Below are 22,897 nucleotides of genomic sequence, written 5' to 3'. Positions count from 1 at the left end.
GTGACTTCCAAGACCCTTTCCTTCGGCCTGCTGGCCCTCGCCGCCCTGACTGCCTGCACCGAAAAGGACATCATCCTGCCGGGGCAGAGAGAGCCGATCCGCAGCGACATGACCGAGGTCAATCGCGCCCTGCCGATCAGCTTGCCGTCGCCGCAGGTCAACGCGTCATGGACCCATCGGAACGGTGCTTCGGATCATACGGTGACGCAGCCGGCCCTTGGCGCACAACTGACGCAGGTCTTTGCCGTCAACATCGGCATGGGGGACGACAAGGCCGCCCGCATCACCGCCGACCCGGTGGTGGCGAACGGCCTGGTCTACACCCTTGACGCACGGTCGCATGTCACCGCCACGACGACGGGCGGCGCCCTGGTCTGGACAGCCGACATCACGCCGCCGACGGACATGACGACCGACGCCTCCGGCGGCGGCCTTGCGGTCGGGTCGGGTCTGCTCGTCGTCTCGACCGGCTACGGCACGCTGACGGCGCTCGACCCCGCGACCGGCGGCACCGTCTGGGTGCAGGAACTGAACGCGCCCGGCACCTCTGCCCCCACCGTGGTGGGCGATCTGGTCTATGTGGTCAGCCGCGACAGCACCGCCTGGGCGATCGAGACCACGAACGGGCGCATCCGCTACCAGTTGAACGGCATCCCGTCCGATACCTCATTCGGCGGTGGCGCCGGTCCCGCGGTCAGCGCCGATCTTGCGGTCTTCCCTTTCCCCTCGGGAGAGGTGCTGGGCGTCTTTCCGCAGGGCGGTATCCAACGCTGGTCGCAGATCGTCAGCGGCGACCGGCCCGGTCAGGCGCTGGGTGACCTGAGCGACATCGCCGGCGACCCCGTGATCGACGGCGATCGCGTCTACGTCGGCAACTTCTCTGGCGTGACCGTGGCGATCGACGCCGCATCGGGCGAACGGATCTGGACCGCCGGCGAAGGCGCCTCGGGTCCGGTCTGGCCCGCGGGCGGGTCGATCTTCATGGTCAACGACCTGAACGAGCTGGTGCGCCTCGACGCTGCGGACGGCAGCTCCATCTGGCGCACGGCCCTGCCGGACCTGCAAGAGCAGAAGGGCTTCTTCAATCGCAAGAGCACGGTCTTCGCCAACTACGGCCCGACACTCGCGGGCGGGTGGCTGATCGTCGCCTCATCCGACGGGCTGCTGCGGTCCTTCGATCCGACGTCGGGCGCGCTGGTCGGCTCGGTGCCGCTGCCGGGCGGGGCGGCGTCCGCACCCGCCGTGGCAGGCGGTATGCTTTATGTTGTGACGAAGACCGGGCAACTGCTGGCTTTCCGTTAAGGCAAAAGCGGTGTATGGCCGCTCTCTGACCTGCCGGAGCGTGCTGCATGACCTTTACCCTTGCCCTTGTGGGCCGACCCAATGTCGGCAAGTCCACCCTGTTCAACCGTCTGGTGGGTAAGAAGCTGGCGCTGGTGGACGATCAGCCCGGTGTGACGCGCGACCTGCGTGAAGGCCCCGGCCGGATCGCCGACATTAAGTTCACCGTGATCGACACCGCCGGTCTGGAAATGGCCACGGACGAATCGCTGCAGGGCCGGATGCGCAAGCTGACGGAACGTGCGGTGGAAATGGCGGACGTCTGCCTGTTCATGATCGATGCCCGCGTGGGCGTCCTGCCCGCCGACCGCGTCTTTGCCGATATCCTGCGCAAGAAGAACGCCCATGTCATTCTTGCCGCCAACAAGGGCGAGGGGAAGGCGGCGGACGTGACCATCCTCGAAGCCTATGCGCTGGGACTGGGCGAGCCGATCCGCATGTCGGCCGAGCATGGCGAGGGCATGGGCGAGCTGATGGACGTGCTGCGCCCGCTGTCGGAACAGTTCGAGGAGCGCGCCATGGCCGATGCCCCCGACACCGATGTGGCCGTCGATGACGAGGACCCGGATGCGCCGCGCGTCCCGACGAAGGGCAAGCCGCTGCAGATCGCCGTCGTCGGTCGCCCGAACGCGGGAAAATCCACGCTGATCAACAAGATCATCGGCGAGGAACGTCTGCTGACCGGGCCGGAGGCGGGGATCACCCGCGACGCCATTTCCGTGATGACGGAATGGGGCGACGTGCCGATGCGGATCTTCGACACCGCCGGCATGCGCAAGAAGGCCCGGATCAACGAGAAGCTGGAAAAATTGTCGGTCAGCGACGGCCTGCGCGCGGTGAAGTTCGCCGAGGTCGTGGTCGTCCTGCTGGACGTGGACATCCCCTTCGAACAACAGGACCTGCGCATCGCAGATCTGGCAGAGCGCGAAGGCCGGGCGGTCGTGATCGGCGTCAACAAGTGGGACACCGAAGACGACAAGCAGGACAAGCTGCGCGAGTTGCGCGAGGAGTTTGCCCGGCTTCTGCCGCAGCTGCGCGGCGCGCCACTGGTGACCGTCTCGGCCAAGACCGGCAAGGGGCTGGACCGGCTGCAGCAGGCGATCATGAAAGCCTACGACGTCTGGAACCGCCGCGTGACGACGGCGCAGCTCAATCGCTGGCTGACGGGGATGCTGGAACAGCACCCGCCACCCGCACCGGGCGGCAAGCGGATCAAGATGCGCTATGCCACGCAGGTCAAGACGCGGCCACCGGGTTTCGTGGTGATGACATCCCACCCCGACCTCGTGCCCGAAAGCTATAAACGTTATCTCGTTAACGGGTTGCGGGACGACTTTGACATGCCGGGCGCTCCGATCAGGCTGACGTTGCGCGATCAGGGGGACAAGAACCCTTACAAGGACAAGAAGTCATCGCAGCCTTCACGCCTGAGCAAGCACAAGAAGGCGCCGGGCAGCGACCGCTAGGTCTGCTGGTTGATCCGGGGGGCCCACATGGCCATGATGCAGATCAGCACGACGATCCCGGTCAGCGCCGTGGCGGTGACAAGGAAGTTCTGCATCCCGTTATTGGCACAGATCCCGATCAGGGCCCAGATCACCGCAAATAGATAGACCGGCGTGGCCGCGCGAGCATAGGTCGCGATCGTCACGGCCAAGGCTCCAATGATGCCGACAAAGGCCCAGTGGTAGCCATTCAGAAGCACGTCGTAGCCCGCCAGCGTGGTGCACAGCGACACGAAGCTCGCTGCGGTCAGCCACCCGGAATAGAGCGCCACGGGGCCGCGCAGCCATCGCCTGTCGCGGGCGGGCGTGCGGATCAAAGCCAGGATCGCGCTGGCGGTCATGATGAAGATCGTGATCGTGGCCCAGACGGCGCTGACCTGCGCGATCAGCAACCACGGCACCCCGACGCCGAGGCTGATGCACAGCGGCACCCGGACCGCGTCCCACGCGGGATCGGCTGCGCGATAGATCACGCCGTAGATGGCAGAGATTGCAAGCCACAGGTAAATCGGCCCCCAGATCGCAAAGGCGTAGCTTGCTGGCTGGATCGGTGGATCGATCTGGGGCACAGGCAGTTGATCGGCGGTGAAGCCCGCAAAATCCCCGGACCAGAGCGGCGATGCCGCAAAGGCGAGGGTCAGGACGAGCGTCAGATATCCGAGTGCTTTTGTCATGCGAGCCAACGCGGCCCGGATGACCAAAGTTCACCCTTGTTTTACTTTAATTCGCCGGTTGCCGTGATCGTGTTGCGGCCACCCAGATAGGGCTTCAGGACATCTGGCAAAACGACCGAACCGTCGGCCTGCTGGCCGTTTTCCAGCACGGCGATCAGGCAGCGTCCGACGGCCAGACCGGAGCCGTTCAGGGTGTGTACGAACTCCGGCTTGCCGCCGCCCGCAGGTTTGAAGCGCGCGTTCATCCGTCGTGCCTGATAGTCGCCGCACGTCGAGATGCTGGAAATCTCGCGATAGGTGTCCTGACCGGGCAGCCAGACTTCCAGATCACAGGTGCGGCGCGCACCGGCGCCCATGTCGCCGGCGCAGAGCAGCATGGTGCGATAGGGCAGCCCCAGTTTTTCGAGGATCGCCTCGGCGCAGCGAGTCATGCGGGCGTGTTCGGCGTCGCTGTCGTCCGGGTGGGTGATGCTGACCATCTCCACCTTTTCGAACTGGTGCTGGCGCAGCATGCCGCTGGTGTCGCGGCCTGCGCTGCCGGCTTCAGACCGGAAGCACTGGGTATGGGCGACGTAGCGGCGGGGCAGGGTGTCCGCCTCCACCGTCTCGCCGTTGACGAGGTTGGTCAACGTGACCTCTGCCGTCGGAATCAGCCACCAGCCGTTCGTGGTCTGATAGCTGTCCTCGCCGAACTTGGGCAGCTGGCCGGTGCCATACATCATCTCTTCCTTGACCAGCACGGGCGTAATGGTCTCGGTCAGGCCGTGGTCTTCGGTATGCGTGTCCAGCATGAACTGCGCCAGCGCCCGGTGCAGGCGCGCCACGGCACCGCGCAACACGACAAAGCGCGAGCCCGACAGCTTTGCCCCGGCGGCGAAGTCCATGCCCGCCTGCACGGCGGGGATGTCGTAATGCTCGAGTGGTTGAAAGTTGAACTGGCGCGGGGTGCCGGTGCGCTTCTGCTCGACGTTGTCCGCCTCGTTGCGGCCTGCGGGCACGTCGTCATAGGGCAGGTTCGGCAGCGTCAGCAGCAGGTCGTTCAACTGGCTGTCTAGGTCCTTGGCCCGTTCGTTCAGTGCCGCGATCTCGGCCTTCTTGTCGGCCATCAGCGTGCGAAGGCGTTCAAATTCCGCGTCGTCGCCGCTGGCCTTTGCGCGACCGACGTCCTTGGCGGCCGCATTGGCGGCGGCCTGGGCGTCCTCGGCCTGCTTGATTGCCTGCCGCCGCGCGGTGTCAAGATCAAGGATCGCGGGCGAAACGGGGTCCAGCCCGCGCCGGGACAGGGCGGCGTCGAAGGCGTCTGGCGTGTCTCGGATCATGCGGATGTCGTGCATGGGGCTGGTCCTTCCTGTCGCGGGCGTATCTCGGGGCGGTATGCACCAACCGGCGCGCGCATTGAAGGGGGGAAAGCGGCCCTCACTTGCGTGAATGTGACCGGCGACGCCCGCGATTTGCCGTCCTCCCATTGACGCCCCGTCGCATCCCCCCGATATCGCGGGGGCACGGGGCGGGGACGGTTGCCAATCGCCACCCCCAGACCTAATGTGCCGCGACTTTGACGGGGGGCCTCTCGCACCCTGCGACTGACTTTGGAAGGAACCGCCATGCAGGGCACCCAATCGCTCATTTTGATGCTGATCATCTTCGGCATCATGTACTTCCTGTTGATCCGCCCCCAGCAGAAGAAGCTGAAGGAGCATCAGGCGATGGTGAACGCGCTGCGCCGGGGTGACCGCGTGATCACGCAGGGCGGGATTGTGGGCAAGGTGACGGCGGTGAACGACGCCGACAAGGAAGTCGAGGTCGAGATCGCGCAGGGCGTCAAGATCCGCGTGATCCGGTCCACCATCGCGACCGTCGTGAACAAGACCGAACCGGCGAAGTAAGCCATAATACCTCTGGCCCAAGGGGCTTACTCTCCATGCTGCACATCTCTGCCTTCAAGCAGGCCGCGATCTGGCTGACGGTCATCGTCGGTCTAGCGCTGGCGCTGCCCAATGCCTTCTACAGCCGGGTCGAGACCCATAATGACGCCATAGCGCAGGGTCAGGTCGACACGACATGGCCATCGTTCCTGCCGTCGGGCCTCGTGAACCTTGGCCTCGACCTGCGCGGCGGCGCGCATCTGCTGGCAGAGGTGCAGACGACGGACGTCTATGCCACGATCATGGATGCCACATGGCCCGAGGTGCGGGACGCGCTGGCGCAGGAGCGCGATACCGTGGGCTTCGTCACCCGCGAGACGAGCGCGCCAGACGAGCTGATCGTCCGCATCTCGGAACCCGCGGGCGCCAACCGCGCACTGGAGATCGTGCGCGGTCTGGCACGGCCGATCACCTCGCTGACCGGTGCCGGGTCCACCGACATCGAGGTGACGGGCAACGGCCCGCTGCTGACGATTCGCCTGTCGGACGCGGAAAAGCTGGCGGTCGACGACCGCACCATGCAGCAAAGCCTCGAGATCATCCGCCGCCGCATCGACGAGGTCGGCACCCGCGAACCGACAATCCAGCGGCAGGGCGAGACCCGGATCCTTGTCGAGGTGCCCGGTGTCGGGTCCGCGCAAGAGGTCAAGGACATCATCGGCACCACGGCGCAGCTGACGTTCCAGCCTGTCGTCGGCCGCGCCGCCAGCGCCACCGAACAGGCGGGCGTGGGGCAGGAGGTTCTGCCCTCCGTCGATCAGCAGGGCGTGTTCTACGTCCTCGACACCGCCCCGGTCGTGACCGGAGAGGAGCTTGTCGACGCTCAGCCCGCCTTTGACCAGAACGGACAGCCGGCGGTCAATTTCCGTTTCAACGTGACCGGCGCGCGCAAGTTCGGGGATTATACCCTCGATCATATCGGCGAACCCTTCGCCATCGTGCTGGATAACGAGGTCATCAGCGCCCCCACGATCCAGAGCCACATTCCGGGCGGGTCGGGCATCATTACCGGCAACTTCACGGTCGAGGAATCGACCAACCTTGCCGTGCTGCTGCGCGCCGGTGCGCTGCCGGCCAAGCTGAACTTCCTCGAAGAACGCACCATCGGCCCGCAGCTGGGGCAGGACAGCATCGACGCGGGCAAGCAGGCCGCCGTCGTGGGCTCCGCCCTCGTGGTGATCTTCATGCTGGTGACCTACGGTCTGTTCGGCCTCTTCGCCAACATCGCCCTGATGATCAACATGGGCCTGATCTTCGGTGGCCTGTCGCTGCTGGGGGCTACGCTCACCCTGCCGGGCATCGCGGGCATCGTGCTGACCGTCGGCATGGCGGTGGACGCCAACGTGCTGGTGTTCGAACGCATCCGAGAGGAATTGCGCACCGACAAGGGCCCGGCCCGCGCGATCGAGCTAGGGTATGAGCGCGCCCTGTCGGCCATCGTGGACTCCAACGTCACGACGCTGATCACGGCGGGCATCCTGTTCTACATGGGTTCCGGTCCGGTACGCGGCTTCGCGGTGACGCTGGGTCTGGGCATCATCACGTCGATCTTCACCGCGATCTTCGTCACGCGGTCGCTGATCGTCATCTGGTTCGCCTGGCGGCGGCCGAAAACAATCGAGGTCTGATCCCATGCGTCTGCGTCTTGTTCCCGACGATACCAAGATCAACTTCTTCGGGTTGTCGAAAATCACCTTCGGCGGGTCCATCGTGCTACTGGTCCTGTCGATCGTGGCCTATCTGGCCTTCGGCCTGAACTACGGCATCGACTTCAAGGGCGGCACCACGATCCGCACCGAAAGCACGCAGTCCGTCGACGTGGGTGCCTACCGTGCCGCTCTCGACCCGCTGGGGCTGGGCGACGTCGCGATCACCGAGGTCTTCGACCCTGGCTTCGGCCCCGACCGCAACGTGGCAGAGATCCGCATTCAAGCGCAGGGCGATGCGGAAAGCATCCAGCCCGCGACCATGACCGCGATCGAGAGCGCCCTGACCGCCGTGGACCCGAACGTGCAGTTCGCCTCCGTCGAAAGCGTCGGGCCCAAGGTGTCGGGAGAATTGATCCGCTCTGCCGTGCTGTCGGTGCTGGGGGCGATCACGGCGATCGTCATCTACATCTGGTTGCGCTTCGAATGGCAGTTCGCCGTGGGCGGCATCGTGGCACTGGTGCATGACGTGGGTCTGACCATCGGCCTATTCGCGCTGCTGCAGATCAAGTTCGATCTGGCGATCATCGCAGCCCTGCTGACCATTGTCGGCTATTCGATCAACGATACCGTCGTCGTCTTCGACCGGGTGCGGGAAAACTTGCGCAAGTACAAGGTGATGCCGCTGATCGACGTGCTGAACCTGTCGGCCAATGAAACCCTCAGCCGGACGCTGATGACCTCCGGCACCACGATCCTCGCGCTGCTGGCCCTGCTTTTTCTGGGTGGCGACGTGATCCGGGGCTTTGTCTTTGCCATCACTTGGGGAATCGTGGTCGGCACCTATTCGTCGATCTACATCGCCAAGAACATCGTGCTGATGCTGGGGGTAAAGCGGGACTGGTCCAAGAAGGACCCGCGCACGGTCGGCAAATACGCGGACGTGGAAAGCAAGTGACATGCGCCTGACCGAGATCACCTACGACAACGCGAAACCGATCGACGGCTACGGCCCCGGCTTCTTTCGCATCGGCGGTCAGGTGATCGAGGGGCCGGTGACGGTCATGCCTTCCGGCGTGGCAGGCTGGGGCGGCTATGACGACACGGCAGCGCTGATCGCCGCCGCCGACAAGGTCGACGTCGTCTTCGTCGGCACGGGGGCCGAGATCGCCCATCCCCCCGCTGCCTTCCGGCAAGTGTTGGAGGCCGCGGGCCTTGGGGTCGAGAGCATGGCATCCCCCGCCGCCTGCCGCACCTACAACGTGTTGCTGAGCGAAGGGCGCCGCGTCGCGCTCGCCCTGTTCCCGGTCTGACCGGGATGCTGCAGGTCCGCGACCTGCGTTGCGCGCGCGGCGGCGTGCCGGTGCTGGAAGGCGTGACCTTTGACCTGAACGCGGGCGAGGCGCTGATCCTGCGGGGACCGAACGGCGTCGGCAAGACGACGTTGTTACGCACCTTGGCCGGTCTGCAGCCGCCACTGGACGGCACGGTGGACTACCCCGAGGCGACCGGTGCCTACGCCAGCCACGCGGACGGGATCAAGACGGCGCTGACCGTGACCGAAAACCTGACGTTCTGGGCGCAGGTCTACGGGCTGACCGTGCCGGACACGGTTTTTGCGGCCTTCGATCTCGACGGGCTGCGCAGTCGCGCCGCCGGAACATTGTCGGCCGGGCAGAAGCGGCGCCTGGGGCTGGCACGGCTGGGCGTCATCGGTCGTAAGGTGCTGTTCCTCGACGAGCCGACCGTCAGCCTCGACGCGTTTTCCGTGCGCAATTTCGCGGGCTGGATGCGCGACGTGCATCTGGCGCAGGGCGGCTGCGCCGTCATCGCCACGCATATCGACCTTGGCCTTGACGTGCCGACGCTTGACCTGACGCCCTTCGTCGCACAGGCGGATGCCACCGGCGGGTCGGACGAGGCGTTCCTGTGAAAGCCCTGCTCTGGCGCGATCTGGCGCTTGCGGTGCGGGCGGGGGGCGGCTTCGGTCTTGGCCTCGCGTTCTTCCTGATCGTCGTCGTCCTGGTGCCCTTCGGCGTCGGCCCCGACCGCAGCGTGCTGGCGCTGATCGCGCCGGGCATCCTTTGGGTCGCAGCCTTGCTGGCGGCGCTCCTGTCGCTCGACCGGATCTTCGCGCTGGATTTCGAGGACGGGTCGCTGGCGTTACTGGCGACGGCCCCCCTGCCGTTGGAAGGCGTGGCGCTCATCAAGGCCTTCGCTCACTGGATCACGACGGGCCTGCCACTGACGCTTGTGGCGCCTGCGCTGGGGTTCTTTCTGAATATGCAGCCTGCCGCCTATGCCTATCTACTGGTCAGCCTCGCGATCGGGACACCTGCGCTGTCGATGATCGGCAGTTTTGGCGCGGCCTTGACCGTCGGCCTGCGACGCGGTGGCCTGTTGCTGTCGCTGCTGGTCCTGCCACTCTATGTGCCGACGCTGATCTTCGGGGCAGAGGCGGTGCGCCGGGGCGTCGACGGCACCGGGGCTGCGGCGCCGCTGATGCTGATGGGGGCGATCACGTTGGGATGTTTCGCGCTTTTGCCCTTCGCCGCGGCGGCGGTGCTGCGTATCAACCTGCGGTGAACGGGGATTGAGGGGCGCCATGCGCCGGGGTAGGGATAAGCCATGTCGATCTGGGAATACGCCAATCCGAAAAGGTTCATGGACTGGACCGCGCCCGTCATGCGGGTCGCCTTTGCCGTGGCCGCCGCCTGTCTGGCCATCGGCCTGATCTGGGGCTTCTTCTTCACGCCGGAGGAGGCGCGGCAGGGCTCGACCGTCAAGATCATCTATCTGCACGTCCCATCCGCCCTGATGGCGATCAACGCGTGGTTCATGATGCTGGTGGCCTCGCTCATCTGGCTGGTCCGTCGCCACCACGTCAGCGCGCTGGCCGCCCGCGCCGCGGCCCCGGTCGGGCTGGCGATGACCGTGATCGCGCTGATCACCGGGGCGATCTGGGGCAGCCCGATGTGGGGCACCTACTGGGCATGGGATCCGCGGCTGACGTCCTTCCTGATCCTGTTCCTTTTCTACCTCGGCTACATCGCCCTCTGGGCCGCGATCGAGGATGCGGATACCGCCGCCGACCTGACCTCGGTGCTTTGTCTCGTCGGGTCGGTCTTCGCGATCCTGTCGCGCTACGCGGTGAACTTCTGGAATCAGGGGCTGCATCAGGGCGCGTCCCTGTCCCTCGACAAGGAGGAGAACGTGGCAAACGTCTTCTACATCCCGCTGCTGGTCTGCATCGCGGGCTTCGTGGCGCTGTTTCTGGCACTGGTGCTGCTGCGGACCCGCACGGAAATCCGTGTGCGCCGGACGCAGGCCCTGCTGGCGAGGGCGCAGCGTGCCTGATCTGGGAAAATACGCCTTCGAGGTGCTGACCGCCTATGCCGCCAGTATCGCCGTTCTGACGGTCCTTGTCTGGCTGAGCGTGCGCCGCGCCCGGCGGGTCAAGCGCGCGCTGGAGGCTGTCGAGCGTGGCTAGGGTCTCGCCTTTGCTGATCGTGCCGCCGGTGATCTTTGCCGCGCTGGCAGGGCTGTTCTGGGGTGGCCTGATGCGCGACAACGCGGGCGAGCTGCCGTCGCAGTTCATCGGCCAGCCCGCCCCCGCGCTACCGACCGAGGCCGTTGCAGGCACGACACAGCTGACCCCTGCAGACCTGTCGGCCGGAGAGATCACCATCGTCAACTTCTGGGCCAGCTGGTGCCCGCCCTGCCGGGCAGAGCATCCGACGCTGGAAGCGCTGAGCGAGCAAGGCTACCGCGTCGCCGGCGTCAACTTTCGTGATCAGGCGGACGACGCCAGCGGCTACCTTTCCGACAACGGCAACCCGTTCTTCGCCACGGGCTTCGATCCGCGCGGCCGTTCGGCGATCGACTGGGGCGTCACCGCCCCGCCGGAAACCTTCATCGTCGGTCCGGATGGCACGGTGTTGAACCGCTTCATCGGCCCTCTGATCGGGTCCGACTACGAACAGCGGTTCCTGCCGATGCTGCAGGCTGCGACGCAATAACCGTTAGCCCCGGCTGAAATCGGCCAGCGTCGCCCCTGATATCCGCAGCAGATCAGCGGGCGCCACGGCAAAGATGTGGCGCGGCGTGCCCGCCGCCGCCCAGACCGTGTCGAATATCATCAAGGTTGTATCCATGTAGGTCGCCACTGGTGCCAGATGCCCGACGGGAGAGACGCCACCGATCGCGAATCCGGTCCGGCCCCGCACCGCATCGGCATCGGCCCGCACCAGCGCCGTGCCCGCCACCTGCGCCGCGCGGTCGGGATCCACCTGCCGCCCGCCCGCGGTGATGAACAGGACAACGTCACCGCTGTCCGCCCTCTGGAACACGATGGACTTCGCGATCTGGTCCACCGTGCAGTCTGCCGCGGCGGCAGCCTGTGCCGCCGTGCGGGTCTCTGCCGCCATCTCCAGCGGCACGATGTCCAGACCGGCCGCCTGCAAAGCGGCGGTGACGCGCCGCAAACTCTTGCTCATCGGGTATCCTCCTGCGATCCTTCAAGGATTGCAGATCGGCCCAGCAGGCACCAGCCCGCCGGGATACCTTTGGTTGGACCTCGGAAAGGCCCCCATGACCTTGACCGCCCGCATGACCCGCAGCCCGCGCCCCTTCGATGCCGAACGGGCCGCCGGCGCGCTGGACGCGGCGCCATGGGCCAAGGACGGGCTGCGCGACCTGATCGCAGGGACCGCCGGCTGCAGTCCCTACCTCGCCGGCCTGATCGCGGCAGAGTCGGACTGGCTGCAAGGCGCCACCGAAGATCCGGAGGCGGCATTGGCCGCGACCCTTCGCGAGATACCTGCGATTCCTTTCGCCGACCTGGGCCCCGGCCTGCGGCAGGCCAAACGGCGCGTCGCCCTGCTGACGGCGCTTTGCGATCTGGCGGGCATCTGGCCGCTGGCCACGGTCACGCAAGCCCTGACCGACCTCGCCGTCGCCGCCGTGCAGGCCTGCATCGTCCCGCTGGTCGACGCCGAGATCGCTCGCGGCAAGCTGCCCGGCCTGATCGCCGACGACGCGGGCGAAGCCGGCGGCATGGTCGTCCTCGCGATGGGGAAACAGGGTGCGGGAGAGTTGAACTACTCCTCCGACATTGATTTGATCTGCCTCTTCGACGACGACCGCTTCGCACCGGAGGACACGGCGGCGGCCCGTGCCGCCTTCGTCCGCGTCACGCGGCGGATGTGCGCGCTGCTGTCTGACAACACGGCGGAGGGCTATGTTTTCCGCACCGACCTGCGGCTGCGCCCAGATGCCAGCGTCATGCCGGTCTGCCTGTCGATGACCGCGGCGGAACGCTACTACGAAAGCGTCGGCCGCACGTGGGAAAGGGCGGCCTACATCAAGGCTGCGCCTTGTGCCGGGGACATCGCGGCGGGGCAGCGCTTCCTCGAGACCTTGCGACCCTTCGTCTGGCGCAAGCACCTCGACTTCGCCGCGATCCAGGACGCCCACGACATGCGCCTGCGGATCCGCGATCACAAGGGACTGGGCGGCAAGCTGTCGCTGCCGGGCCACGACATGAAGCTGGGCCGCGGCGGCATCCGGGAAATCGAGTTCTTCACCCAGACCCATCAGTTGATCGCCGGCGGCCGCGATGCCAGCCTGCGGGTGCGTGGGACGGTCGAGGGGCTGTCGCGGCTGGCTGCGGCCGGCTGGATCCCCGGCGACCTGCGCGACGCGCTGACGGATCACTACATCGCCCACCGCACCGTCGAACATCGCCTGCAGATGATCAACGATGCCCAGACCCACAGCCTGCCACAGGACGACGCGGGCTTCGACCGGCTGGCGGCCTTCATGGACACCGATGCGGCCAGCCTGCGTGCCGATCTCACGGACCGGCTGACGCAGGTCCATGCGAAGACCGAAGGCTTCTTCGCCCCCGACGTTGCCGCTCCGCCGGCAGAGGCCGACTGGGGCAGCACCGTCACCGCCCGCTGGCCCGACTATCCGGCCCTGCGGAGTGCCCGCGCGGCGCAGATCTTTCGCCGCCTGCGCCCCGGCATCCTGTCCCGTCTGGCAGAGGCGGCCAAGCCGGACGAGGCGCTGAACACCTTCGATGCCTTCCTTGCCGGTCTGCCCGCCGGTGTGCAGCTGTTCGCCCTGTTCGAGGCGAACCCCGCCCTGACGCAACTGATCGTCGACATCTGCGCCACGGCGCCGGCGCTGGCGCAATACCTGTCGCGTAACGCAGGCGTTCTGGACGCGGTGATCGTCGGTGATTTCTTCGCGCCCTGGCCCGGTGTCACCGTCCTGTCGCAGGGCCTGACCGACATCGTCTCGCAGGCCGCCGACTACGAGACGGCGATGAACGCCGCCCGCCGCTGGGCGCGCGAGTGGCATTTTCGGATCGGCGTGCACCACCTGCGCGGCCTGACCGATGCGGCCACCGCCGGGCAGCACTACGCCGATCTGGCAGAGGCGGTGATCGCCGGAATCTGGCCCGTCGTCGTGGCGGATTTCGCCCGCCGCCACGGCCCGCCGCCGGGACAGGGTGCTACGGTTCTCGGCATGGGGTCGCTGGGGGCAGGGCGGCTCAACGCGCTGTCGGACGTCGACCTGATCGTGATCTACGACGCCGACATCTGGGGCAACTCCAGCGGCCCCCGACCGCTTCCGGTGCGCAGCTACTACGCGCGGCTGACGCAGGCACTGGTCACGGCCCTGTCTGCGCCGATGGCGGACGGACGGCTCTACGAGGTCGACATGCGCCTGCGTCCTTCGGGCAAGCAGGGCCCCGTCGCCACCTCCTGGGCCGCCTTCCGCGGCTATCAGCAGGACGAGGCCTGGACCTGGGAGCATCTGGCCCTGACCCGCGCCCGTCCCATCGCCGGCGCCCGCGTGCTCGCCTCCGGCATCGAGGCCTTCCGCCGCAGCCTGCTGAAGGCCAAGGGGCGCGGCGACACGGTCGCCGCCGACGTGGCCGACATGCGCGCAAGACTGGCGGGCGCCAAGCCCGCACAGGGGGTCTGGGACGCCAAGATGGGACCGGGACGCCTGATGGACGTCGAACTGACGGCGCAGACGGCGGCCCTTGTCACCGGGTCCGATCTGCGCGATCTGTCTGACCAGATCGCCGCGGGCGTTGCGGGCGGCTGGCTTTCGGCCAAGGATGGCGCGGCCCTGACGCGTGCGGCGGATCTCTTCTGGCGGCTGCAGTCCGCGGGTCGCCTGCTGACCGGCGGCGTGCTCGACCCGGATGCCCTGGGCGAAGGCGGCCGTCGCTTCGTGCTGAGAGAGACCGGATGCGCCACCATGCAGGAGCTGGAAACCGCCATGACGACCGCCGCCGCCGCCGCCGATAGCGTCATCACCCGCCGATTGCAGGATGCATCGTGAAGGGCGATCCCCTCGATCCCGCCGGCCTGATCCGAGAGGCCTACCGGATCCCCGAGATCACTGCGCGCGACTGTCGGGTGATCTTCCTCGACTGGGCAATGAAGGGCGATGCCGCCTTCGATCTGCGCGAACGCGTCAAGGCGCTGCTGACCCGATACGCCGATCAGCCCGTCGACCACCCCATGACGCAGACCCTGCTCGCAGGCCTTCAGGATGCGCCGCCACCGCGCCGCCGCGGCGGCCGTGCGGGGCGCACGGACCGGGTCTGATCACGGCACGGGTCCCGCACCGGTCCTTCTTCTCGTCTCAAATACCTCGGGGGTGCGGGGGCTGGCCCCCGCGGATCGGATTGCGCCGCAATCCGATATCGCTCAACGCGGCAGGCCGGCCGCCTCGCGTGCGAGGGCTTCGATCCCGGCCCAGTCGCCGGCCAGCATCATGTCCTTCGGCGCGACCCAGCTGCCACCGACGCACAGCGTGTTGGACAGCGCGAGGTAGTCCGGCGCGTTTTTCAGGCTGACCCCCCCCGTGGGGCAGAACCGGACCTGCGGGATCGGCGCGCCGATCGCCTTCAGCGCAGGCACGCCGCCGTTGGCCTCGGCCGGAAAGAACTTCTGTACCGTGTAGCCGCGCTCCAGCAGGCGCATCGCCTCCGACGCGGTGGCGGTACCGGGCAGCAGCGGCAGGTCGTTGTCCTCGCAGGCGTCCAGGATCAGGTCCGTCGCCCCGGGCGAGACGCCGAACTTCGCGCCCGCCTTCTTGGCGTTCTCGACATCCTTCGGCGTCAGCAACGTGCCTGCGCCCACCACGCCGCCGGGGATATCGGCCATCTCGCGGATCGCGTCGAGGGCGGCTGGCGTGCGCAGCGTGACCTCCAGCGCGGGCAGGCCGCCGGCGACCAGCGCGCGGGCGAGGTCGGCGGCAAGTGCCGCATCGTCGAGCACCAGCACCGGGATCACCGGTGCCAGCAGGCAGAGGTCGTGGTTCAGTTCGGAAGCTTGTTCAGGTGTCATGAGGGATTGCCTATGGGTGTGCGTGAAGCAGGGGGCGGATGCCTCCGGCGGGAGTATTTCAGAAAAAGCGAGGACGAACCCCTAGACCGCGACACCGGCGCCGTCGGTCACCAGACCCACGTTGCGGCGGAAGACCTCGAAGAGTTCGCGGCCGACGCCGGTGCCGTTGCCGGTCAGGTCGGCGGTCGCCACGGTGCGGTTGTCGAGGTCGACTCCCAGCACGTCGATGGTGCCGTTGACCGCATCCAGACGGATCACGTCGCCGTCGTTGATCCGCGCGATGGGGCCGCCATCGGCGGCTTCGGGGCAGACGTGGATGGCCGACGGCACCTTGCCGGAGGCGCCCGACATACGCCCGTCGGTCACCAGCGCCACCTTGAGCCCGCGGTCCTGCAGCACGGCCAGCGTTGGCGTCAGCCCGTGCAGTTCCGGCATTCCGTTCGATTTCGGTCCCTGGAACCGTACGACGATAATCGTGTCGCCGGTGAACTCGCCGGCCTTGAAGGCCGCCTTGACACTGTCCTGATCGTGAAAGATGCGACAGGGCGCCTCGACGATGTGACGCTCCTCCGCCACGGCGGAGGTCTTCATCACGCCGCGGCCGAGGTTGCCGCTAAGCTGCTGCAGCCCGCCGTGTTTCTGGAAGGGTTCGGAGGCGGGGCGCAGAATCTTGGTGTTCAGACTCTCGCCTGCGCCCTTGGCATAGGTCACGCGGCCATCGGACAACTTGGGTTCCTGGGTGTAGAGGTCCAGCCCGTCGCCGGCGACGGTCTTGACGTCGTCGTGCAGCAGGCCTGCGTTCAGCAACTCCCCGATCATGTAGCCGAGGCCGCCGGCCGCGTGGAAATGGTTCACGTCCGCAAGGCCGTTGGGATAGACCTTGGCCATCAGCGGCGTCACGTCCGAGATGTCGCTGAAATCCTGAAGGTCGAGGATGATGCCCGCCGCCCGCGCCATGGCGGGCAGGTGGATCACGAGGTTCGTCGACCCCCCCGTCGCCATCAACCCCACTAGGCCGTTCACGAAGGCCCGTTCGTCGAGAATGTCGCTGACCGGCGTGAACTGGTTCCCCAGCGCCGTGATCTGCGCCGCCCGTTCCGTGCCCGCCACGGTCAACGCATCGCGTAGCGGCGTGTTCGGGTTCACGAAGGACGCGCCCGGCAGGTGCAGGCCCATGAACTCCATCAGCATCTGGTTGCTGTTGGCGGTGCCGTAGAAGGTGCAGGTGCCCGGCCCATGGTAGGACGCCATCTCCGATGCCATCAGTGCGTCGCGCCCGACCTCGCCGGTGGCGAACTGCTGGCGGACCTTCGACTTCTCGTCGTTGGGCAGGCCCGAGGTCATGGGGCCGGCGGGCAGGAAAATGGAGGGAATGTAGCCGAAGGTCGCGGCGGCCATGACGAGGCCGGGCACGATCTTGTCGCAGACGCCGAGGTAGATCGCCGCGTCGAAGGTATTGTGCGACAGGCCCACCGCCGCCGACAGGGCGATGACGTCGCGCGAGAAGAGCGACAGTTCCATCCCCGTCTGCCCCTGCGTCACGCCGTCGCACATGGCGGGCACGCCGCCCGCGACCTGCGCGGTGGCGCCCGCGGCGATGGCAGCGCGCTTGATCAGGGCAGGATAGGTCTCGAACGGCTGGTGCGCGCTCAGCATGTCGTTGTAGGCGGTGATGATGCCGATGTTGGGCGCGGCCTCGGCCACGAGGGCGTCCTTCTGGTCGCCCATCGCCGCATAGGCATGGGCCTGGTTGCCGCAGGTCAGATGCGCCCGGCGCGGGCCCGCGGCGGCGGCGCGGGCCATCGTGTCCAGATACCGGCGACGCGGTGCCTCTGACCGGGCACGGATGCGGTCGGTGACTTCGGCGATCTTGGGATGCAGGGCCATCGGGCTCCCCCTTCGACTACGGGTGTTGCCCCTTTCTACCACGTCAGGTTAGCGCTAACAACGGTATGCCCGGCGGAAACCGGCGGTTTTCGGCGGTGGGCGGTCGACAGGCGCCCGAAGGGGCGAACTGGCCACTGGCGGCGACGGACGCAGGACGTTAGAGGAGGTGTCATGAACATGCCCCCATATCCCACCGTCCGCCTGATGCCCAAGGGCGACGCCCGCGCGATCCGCCACGGCTATCCCTGGGTCTACGCCAACGAACTGGTCACCGACCGCCGCACCAAGGGTCTGACCCCCGGCGCGCTGGCCGTGCTGGAGGATGCGAACCGGGTCCCGCTCGGCCTCGTGACCGTGAATCCGGCCTCTAAGATCATCTGCCGGATGCTGGACCGCGACCCCGAGGCGGTGATCGACACCGACTGGTTCACGGCGAAGCTTTCCCGCGCGCTGGCGCATCGCGCGCGACTCTACGCCCAGCCGTTCTATCGTCTTGTCCATGCCGAGGCGGATGGCCTGCCCGGCGTGGTCATCGACCGCTTCGGAGATGTGGCGGTAATCCAGCCCAACGCGGCCTGGGCCGACGCGCTGATCGAACCGCTGACGGAAGCGCTGGTGCAGGTCACGGGGGTCTCGACCGTGATCCTGAACGCGAGCGGCAGGGCGCGCAGCCTTGAAGGTCTCGACGACCGCATGGCCGTGCTGCGGGGCACTGCGCCGGAGGCGCCGATCCCGGTGCCGATGAACGGCGCCACCTACATGGCCGACGTGACTGGCGGGCAGAAGACCGGCCTGTTCTTCGACCAGCGGCCGAACCACGCCTTTGCCGCCGGCCTTGCCCGCGACGCGCGGGTGCTGGACATGTTCAGCCACGTCGGCGGCTTCGGTCTTGCGGCGCTGGCAGGGGGTGCGGCCTCCGTACTGGCCGTGGACGGGTCAGAGCCCGCACTGACACTGGCCGCGCAAGGCGCCGCGGCCATGGGCGTCACCGACCGCTTCACGACCCGCAAGGGCGATGCCTTCGCCGTGCTGGAGGCGCTGGCGGAGGAGGGCGAGACCTTCGATTTGGTGGTGTGCGACCCGCCTGCCTTCGCCCCCGGCAAGTCTGCGCTGGAAGCGGGTCTGCGGGCCTACGAGCGTGTCGCGCGGCTGGCGGCGGCCCTTGTCACCGACGGCGGCTACCTGATGCTCTGTTCCTGCAGCCATGCGGCGGACCTGACCCGGTTCCGCAATGCCTCTGCCCGCGGTATCGGGCGGGCCGGGCGGCGCGGGCAGGTGATTCAGACCGGCTTCGCCGGGCCGGACCATCCGTTGCTGCCGCATCTGGCGGAAAGCGGCTACCTCAAGGCGGTGACGTTCCGCCTGTGAAGGTCCTGATCGACGCCTGCGTGCTCTACCCGACCGTCATGCGCGAGGTGCTGACCGGCTGCGCCGCCGCGGGACTTTTCGCGCCCTGCTGGTCGCCCCGCATCCTCGAGGAATGGGCCCGGGCAACGGTCAAGCTGGGGCCGGAGGCGGAGGTCTTCGCCCGGGGCGAGATTGCGGCGCTGCAGGCACGGTTTCCGCGGGCCTGCGTGACGCCGGACGACGGGCTGCTGCGGCGGCTGTGGCTGCCGGATGCGGATGACATCCACGTGCTCGCCGCGGCGGTCGCAGGGCACTGCGACGCGATCCTGACGTTGAACGCCAAGGATTTCCCGGGCAACCTGCTGGCGGACGAGGATCTTTTCCGTGCCGATCCCGACGGTTTCATGCTGCGGATGCACGACGAGGCGCCTGAGGTGGTCGAGCGTATCTGCGACGAAGTGCTGCGCGAGGCGAACCGCCTGTCGCCCCAACCGTGGACGATCCGCGCGCTGATGAAGAAGGCCCGCATGCCCCGTCTGGGCAAGCGGCTGATGTAGCCGATTTTTCGACGAAAAATCGGAACTCCAAATTTTCTAGAAAATTTGGCGCCTAGGTCGACCAACGCGCCTCGTTCGCGGCGATGGCGGCGATCCGCAGCTCGGTCTTCGGGTGGCTCAGCAGCCAGGCCGGCGTGCCGCCGCCCCTGGCGCCCGTCAAATGCTCCAGCTTGCGGAACAGCGACTGCTGCGGGCCGGTGCCGATGCCGGCCTTCACCAGCAGGGCAGAGGCATAGGCGTCCGCCTCGAACTCGTCGGCCCGGCTCAGCCGCGCGGCCAGCAGCGACATCAGCCCGTTGCCGATCAGCGCCCCGATGCCGGGCAGCAGCCGGTTCAGCACCATGGCGATCGCGGTCCGCATCGCGTTCTGCGCGGCGAAGTCCGTCATCCGGCGGCGGGAATGGCCCAGCGCCACATGCCCCATCTCGTGCGCGATGACGCTGGCCAGCTCTTCGGCGCTCACCTCTCCAGCACGATAGCGGTCGAAGAAGCCGCGGGTGATGAAGATGCGTCCGTCGGGCGCCGCAAGCCCGTTCACCATCGCGACCTCGTAGATATGGACGCGGATCCGCGCGATATCGAGCGCCCGCGCCATCCGGTCGGTCAGGGCGCGCAGGGTGGGGTCCGCCAGTTCCGTCGATGCGGCATCCAGCTCTCGCCGCGTCCGCCAGGCCGAGAAGTGATACATGGCGAGCCCGTAGGCGATGGCGATCAGGATGGGGGTGAACTTCAGCATGGTCCGTATATGGGGCGGCAGAGGTCGGAATGCCACCACACCCGGCGCGGTGCCGTGCTCAGGCCAGCAGCTTCATCGCGGCACCGATGCCCGACAGGGTCATCGGCTGCATCCGTTCCGCGCCGAAGATCTGCCGGATCATCTGGATCGACTGGGTGTGCGTCCAGTAGTGCGCGGGCAGGGGGTTGATCCAGACATGGGCGGGCCACTGGTCGCGGGCGCGGGCGAGCCAGGTCGACCCCGCCTCGGCGTTCCAGTGTTCGTTGGCGCCGCCGGGGGCGGCCACCTCGTAGGGCGACATGCTGGCGTCGCCCACGAAGATGCACTTGTAGTCGCTGCCGTACTTGCGCAGCACGTCCCACGTTGGCGTCTGTGCGTTCCAGCGGCGGCGGTTGTCGGTCCAGACGCCTTCGTAGAGGCAGTTGTGGAAGTAGAAGTGCTGCATGTGCTTGAACTCGGCACGGGCGGCGCTGAACAGCTCCTCCACCACCTTGATGTGGGGGTCCATGCTGCCGCCGATGTCGAGGAACAGCAGCACCTTCACTGCATTGCGCCGCTCTGCCCGCGTCTGCACGTCGAGGTAGCCGTGTTCCGCCGTCTTTCGGATCGTGCCGTCGAGGTCCAGTTCCTCTGCCGCCCCGTCGCGAGCCCATTTGCGCAGACGTTTCAGGGCAACCTTGATGTTGCGGGTGCCCAGGTCGACGGTGTCGTCCAGATCGCGGAATTCGCGCTTGTCCCAGACCTTGACCGCGCGCTGGTGGCGAGATTCGGATTGCCCGATCCGCACGCCCTCGGGATTGTATCCATAGGCGCCGAAGGGCGAGGTGCCGGCAGTTCCGACCCACTTGCTGCCGCCCTGATGGCGGCCCTTCTGCTCGGCCAGCCGCTGCTTCAGCCGCTCCATCAGGGCCTCGAAACCGCCGGAGGCTTCGATTTCAGCTTTCTCGGCCTCGGTCAGGTGCTTCTCAGCCAGCTTCTCCAGCCAGTCGGCGGGGATATCGACGGCGTCCAGCACGTCCTGATCGGGAATACGCTCCAGCCCCGCGAAACTTGCGGCGAAGGCGCGGTCGTAGCGGTCGATGTGGCGTTCGTCCTTGACCATGATCGTGCGGCCGAGGTGATAGAAGGCATCGACGTCATAAGTCGCCAGCCCCGCCCGCATGCCCTCGAGGAAGGCCAGGAATTCGCGGATCGACACCGGCACGCCGTGCTGGCGCAGGTTGTCGAAGAACCGCAGGAACACGCCTTAGACCACGGCGGTGCGCTGGATGAAGACCAGCACGAACAGGCCGACGATGGCGAGGATCACACCGAAGGCCGCCCCCCATTGCAGCATGTCGAGAACCTTGCCCCCGCGCATCCGGGCGCGAAGGGCGCCGATCAGGGCGCCGAGGGCGAAGCCGCCGAGGGGTAGGATCATGGGACCGCCTTCAGTAGGTGCGCAGCCCTTTGACCTCTGCCATGCGGGCGCGCACGTTATCATCACTGCCAAAGCCGTATCGCGCCCACCCCAGACTGTCCACCCGCACCGCCTTGGCCGCGACCTTGTTACCCTGCATGTCCAGCGCCTCGGCCTTGAACATCATCAGGGTGGCCATGAGGGCGGCGTTCTGGTGGCGGGACGCGACAGGGATCGCCTTGTCCGCCAGACGGATGACGGTCACGGCGTCGCCCGCCGACAGGGCGAAGGCCGCCTTCTGCACGGCGATATGCGCCGCATGGATCTGCATCAGCGGCGAGGCGGAATAGATCGCGTCGGCGCTGTTGAAGGCCGCCAGAGCCGCGACGGAATCGTAGCCCACCTGCAGACGACCCATCGCGTAGTAGGAGAACCCCTCGCGCGGGCCACCCCAGCGGAACTGGTGCGCGATCCGCACCGCCCGGTTCACCGCGTCGCGGCGGGTGGCGGGGCTCGACCCGCTGGTCAGCGCCGTCTCGATCGCGCTGATCCAGTCGCGCGAGGTGTCGGCAAACACCCCGTTGCCGCGCCGTTCACCGCGCGGGTTCAGCCGCGCCAGAAGCGGGCCGATGGCTGCGGCCGCCTGCTGGCGGCTCATGCCGTTGCGCATTTCCGGCGCATAGATCGCCCGCAGCATCAGCATGTCGAAGCCGGTCAGCACCGCGTGGATGTTGTCGTCGTTGAAGACCGAATCCGGCAGGCGGTAAAGGTCGTTCAGCGGTCCCAGCGTCTGGGCCAGCTCCTCGTGCAGGCAATCGCGCACTTCTTGCGGGGCGGCATCGCCGGGGATGAAGATCGTGGCGCTGTCACGCACGGTCAGTGTGGACCAGTCCACCGCCTTCGACTTGCGCATCTTCAGGTATTCGCCCCACTCGTGGACGCGCGGCACCGTAAAGCAGGCAGCCTGCGGCACGGCGCGCTGCAGGGCCTTCTGCGGCACCGCCTCGACCGTGATGTTGGCGGGGCCGCCGGTGCGGGTGATGTCGATCCCGGCTTCGCGGCGCAGCCGCGCCAGCAGGGCGTCAAGGTCCGGGGCCAGCGTTGCCGGCGCACCGGGGGCCACGCGCACGGTGATCGGACCCGCAAAACGCGTCAGCGCCGGAAGCGCGCGGCCGCTTTCAAGGCGAAAGGTCAGGTCGAGGAAATCCTGCGCCATCTCGGCGTTGCTGCGCGTAACAGGCACCACAGTGGTGTCGGCAAAGCTGCGCATCGCGGGCAGCGCCGTGGTATCGGTGGCCGCACGTGTGGGCGGCGGGGCCACGGTGGCCGGCGCGCAGGAGGCAAGGCAGGCCGCCACGACGAGAGCGCTGACGCGGTTCATCGGTGACCCTCCGCCTGCGACGGGCGCGCGGCAGGGCAAGGGGCGATCGCGCTGCTCGCTGGAATCAGGGCGGCACGGTGCCGAATGCAGCGGGCGACGGGCGACTTTGCCATGGTCAAGACGG

The 22,897-nt window shown here is 67.4% G+C and carries 24 protein-coding genes; 15 read left to right on the top strand and 9 right to left on the bottom strand.

Going from position 1 to position 22,897, the window contains the following annotated elements; all coding sequences use genetic code 11:
• Positions 1–1,302 carry a PQQ-like beta-propeller repeat protein gene (locus BUA54_RS04500; RefSeq protein ID WP_245810553.1) on the top strand — a complete coding sequence of 434 codons (1,302 nt, stop codon included), beginning with the start codon at positions 1–3 and terminating at the stop codon, positions 1,300–1,302.
• Between the two features lie 47 nt (positions 1,303–1,349).
• Positions 1,350–2,807, top strand: coding sequence for a ribosome biogenesis GTPase Der (gene der / locus BUA54_RS04495; RefSeq protein WP_072855960.1), 1,458 nt, complete (start codon positions 1,350–1,352; stop codon positions 2,805–2,807).
• Here der and BUA54_RS04490 read toward each other — a convergent pair.
• Both BUA54_RS04490 and serS read right to left on the bottom strand, forming a co-directional pair.
• Complete coding sequence (locus BUA54_RS04490) at positions 2,804–3,520, bottom strand: hypothetical protein (protein WP_072855959.1); 717 nt, start codon at positions 3,518–3,520, stop codon at positions 2,804–2,806. The genes der and BUA54_RS04490 overlap by 4 nt on opposite strands.
• 41 nt (positions 3,521–3,561) lie before the next feature.
• On the bottom strand, positions 3,562–4,854 hold the full coding sequence (gene serS / locus BUA54_RS04485; protein WP_072855958.1) for a serine--tRNA ligase: 1,293 nt from the start codon (positions 4,852–4,854) through the stop codon (positions 3,562–3,564).
• A gap of 270 nt (positions 4,855–5,124) precedes the next feature.
• On the opposite strand from serS, the gene yajC reads away from it, so the two are divergent.
• From yajC to BUA54_RS04440, 9 genes are read left to right on the top strand one after another with little or no spacing between them, the layout of a single operon-like run.
• Positions 5,125–5,406 carry a preprotein translocase subunit YajC gene (yajC, locus tag BUA54_RS04480; RefSeq protein WP_072855957.1) on the top strand — a complete coding sequence of 94 codons (282 nt, stop codon included), beginning with the start codon at positions 5,125–5,127 and terminating at the stop codon, positions 5,404–5,406.
• A gap of 35 nt (positions 5,407–5,441) precedes the next feature.
• Positions 5,442–7,073 (top strand): protein translocase subunit SecD, encoded by a 1,632-nt coding sequence (secD, locus tag BUA54_RS04475; RefSeq protein ID WP_072855956.1) that lies wholly within the window; start codon positions 5,442–5,444, stop codon positions 7,071–7,073.
• A gap of 4 nt (positions 7,074–7,077) precedes the next feature.
• On the top strand, positions 7,078–8,049 hold the full coding sequence (secF, locus tag BUA54_RS04470; protein ID WP_072855955.1) for a protein translocase subunit SecF: 972 nt from the start codon (positions 7,078–7,080) through the stop codon (positions 8,047–8,049).
• A 1-nt stretch (position 8,050) separates the two neighbouring features.
• The gene (locus tag BUA54_RS04465; RefSeq protein ID WP_072855954.1) at positions 8,051–8,404 is read left to right on the top strand and encodes an Mth938-like domain-containing protein; all 354 of its coding nucleotides are present in this window, start codon (positions 8,051–8,053) and stop codon (positions 8,402–8,404) included.
• Positions 8,405–8,409: 5 nt separating this feature from the next.
• Positions 8,410–9,024 (top strand): heme ABC exporter ATP-binding protein CcmA, encoded by a 615-nt coding sequence (gene ccmA, locus BUA54_RS04460; protein ID WP_072855953.1) that lies wholly within the window; start codon positions 8,410–8,412, stop codon positions 9,022–9,024.
• Positions 9,021–9,677, top strand: coding sequence for a heme exporter protein CcmB (gene ccmB, locus BUA54_RS04455; protein ID WP_072855952.1), 657 nt, complete (start codon positions 9,021–9,023; stop codon positions 9,675–9,677). Before ccmA ends, ccmB begins: the two co-directional genes overlap by 4 nt.
• A 42-nt stretch (positions 9,678–9,719) precedes the next feature.
• Positions 9,720–10,448 (top strand): heme ABC transporter permease, encoded by a 729-nt coding sequence (locus BUA54_RS04450; protein WP_072855951.1) that lies wholly within the window; start codon positions 9,720–9,722, stop codon positions 10,446–10,448.
• Complete coding sequence (ccmD, locus tag BUA54_RS04445) at positions 10,441–10,581, top strand: heme exporter protein CcmD (RefSeq protein WP_072855950.1); 141 nt, start codon at positions 10,441–10,443, stop codon at positions 10,579–10,581. Before BUA54_RS04450 ends, ccmD begins: the two co-directional genes overlap by 8 nt.
• Positions 10,574–11,110 carry a DsbE family thiol:disulfide interchange protein gene (locus BUA54_RS04440; RefSeq protein ID WP_072855949.1) on the top strand — a complete coding sequence of 179 codons (537 nt, stop codon included), beginning with the start codon at positions 10,574–10,576 and terminating at the stop codon, positions 11,108–11,110. The genes ccmD and BUA54_RS04440 overlap by 8 nt, the downstream gene beginning before the upstream one ends.
• Before the next feature lie 3 nt (positions 11,111–11,113).
• Here the strand turns inward: BUA54_RS04440 and BUA54_RS04435 are convergent, their stop codons facing one another.
• Positions 11,114–11,587 carry a YbaK/EbsC family protein gene (locus tag BUA54_RS04435; protein ID WP_072855948.1) on the bottom strand — a complete coding sequence of 158 codons (474 nt, stop codon included), beginning with the start codon at positions 11,585–11,587 and terminating at the stop codon, positions 11,114–11,116.
• 94 nt (positions 11,588–11,681) lie between these two features.
• Between BUA54_RS04435 and BUA54_RS04430 the strand changes: the two genes are divergently transcribed.
• Together BUA54_RS04430 and BUA54_RS04425 are read left to right on the top strand one after the other, a co-directional pair.
• Positions 11,682–14,453 (top strand): bifunctional [glutamate--ammonia ligase]-adenylyl-L-tyrosine phosphorylase/[glutamate--ammonia-ligase] adenylyltransferase, encoded by a 2,772-nt coding sequence (locus BUA54_RS04430; RefSeq protein WP_072855947.1) that lies wholly within the window; start codon positions 11,682–11,684, stop codon positions 14,451–14,453.
• Positions 14,450–14,722, top strand: a complete 273-nt coding sequence (locus tag BUA54_RS04425; protein WP_342742682.1) for a hypothetical protein — start codon at positions 14,450–14,452, stop codon at positions 14,720–14,722. Before BUA54_RS04430 ends, BUA54_RS04425 begins: the two co-directional genes overlap by 4 nt.
• Before the next feature lie 102 nt (positions 14,723–14,824).
• On the opposite strand, the gene eda is transcribed toward BUA54_RS04425, so the two are convergent.
• Entirely contained in the window at positions 14,825–15,466 is a 642-nt protein-coding gene (gene eda, locus BUA54_RS04420) for a bifunctional 4-hydroxy-2-oxoglutarate aldolase/2-dehydro-3-deoxy-phosphogluconate aldolase (protein WP_072855945.1), read from the bottom strand.
• An 81-nt stretch (positions 15,467–15,547) separates the two neighbouring features.
• Positions 15,548–17,353: a phosphogluconate dehydratase gene (gene edd, locus BUA54_RS04415; RefSeq protein WP_072855944.1), complete on the bottom strand. Its 1,806-nt coding sequence runs from the start codon at positions 17,351–17,353 to the stop codon at positions 15,548–15,550.
• Between the two features lie 171 nt (positions 17,354–17,524).
• On the opposite strand from edd, the gene BUA54_RS04410 reads away from it, so the two are divergent.
• Entirely contained in the window at positions 17,525–18,721 is a 1,197-nt protein-coding gene (locus tag BUA54_RS04410; protein WP_072855943.1) for an RSP_2647 family RNA methyltransferase, read from the top strand.
• Positions 18,718–19,257 carry an RSP_2648 family PIN domain-containing protein gene (locus BUA54_RS04405; protein WP_072855942.1) on the top strand — a complete coding sequence of 180 codons (540 nt, stop codon included), beginning with the start codon at positions 18,718–18,720 and terminating at the stop codon, positions 19,255–19,257. The genes BUA54_RS04410 and BUA54_RS04405 overlap by 4 nt, the downstream gene beginning before the upstream one ends.
• 52 nt (positions 19,258–19,309) lie before the next feature.
• Here the strand turns inward: BUA54_RS04405 and BUA54_RS04400 are convergent, their stop codons facing one another.
• The 4 genes from BUA54_RS04400 to BUA54_RS04390 are packed head-to-tail and all read right to left on the bottom strand — an operon-like array spanning position 19,310 to position 22,773.
• Positions 19,310–19,993: a M48 family metallopeptidase gene (locus BUA54_RS04400; protein ID WP_072855941.1), complete on the bottom strand. Its 684-nt coding sequence runs from the start codon at positions 19,991–19,993 to the stop codon at positions 19,310–19,312.
• A gap of 58 nt (positions 19,994–20,051) precedes the next feature.
• A complete protein-coding gene (locus BUA54_RS04395) occupies positions 20,052–21,236 on the bottom strand; it encodes a vWA domain-containing protein (RefSeq protein ID WP_072855940.1) in 1,185 nt (394 codons plus the stop codon).
• A gap of 3 nt (positions 21,237–21,239) precedes the next feature.
• A complete protein-coding gene (locus tag BUA54_RS21160; RefSeq protein ID WP_178352703.1) occupies positions 21,240–21,413 on the bottom strand; it encodes a hypothetical protein in 174 nt (57 codons plus the stop codon).
• Positions 21,414–21,423: 10 nt separating this feature from the next.
• Positions 21,424–22,773, bottom strand: coding sequence for a DUF2927 domain-containing protein (locus BUA54_RS04390; protein ID WP_072855939.1), 1,350 nt, complete (start codon positions 22,771–22,773; stop codon positions 21,424–21,426).
• Between the last annotated feature and the right edge of the window lie 124 nt (positions 22,774–22,897).

Origin of the sequence: Loktanella atrilutea, from assembly GCF_900128995.1 — a bacterium.
In the GTDB taxonomy this organism is placed as follows: Bacteria; Pseudomonadota; Alphaproteobacteria; order Rhodobacterales; family Rhodobacteraceae; genus Loktanella; species Loktanella atrilutea.
Note: the sequence above shows the minus strand (reverse complement) of the source record. Positions and strands in the feature narration are given on the sequence as shown.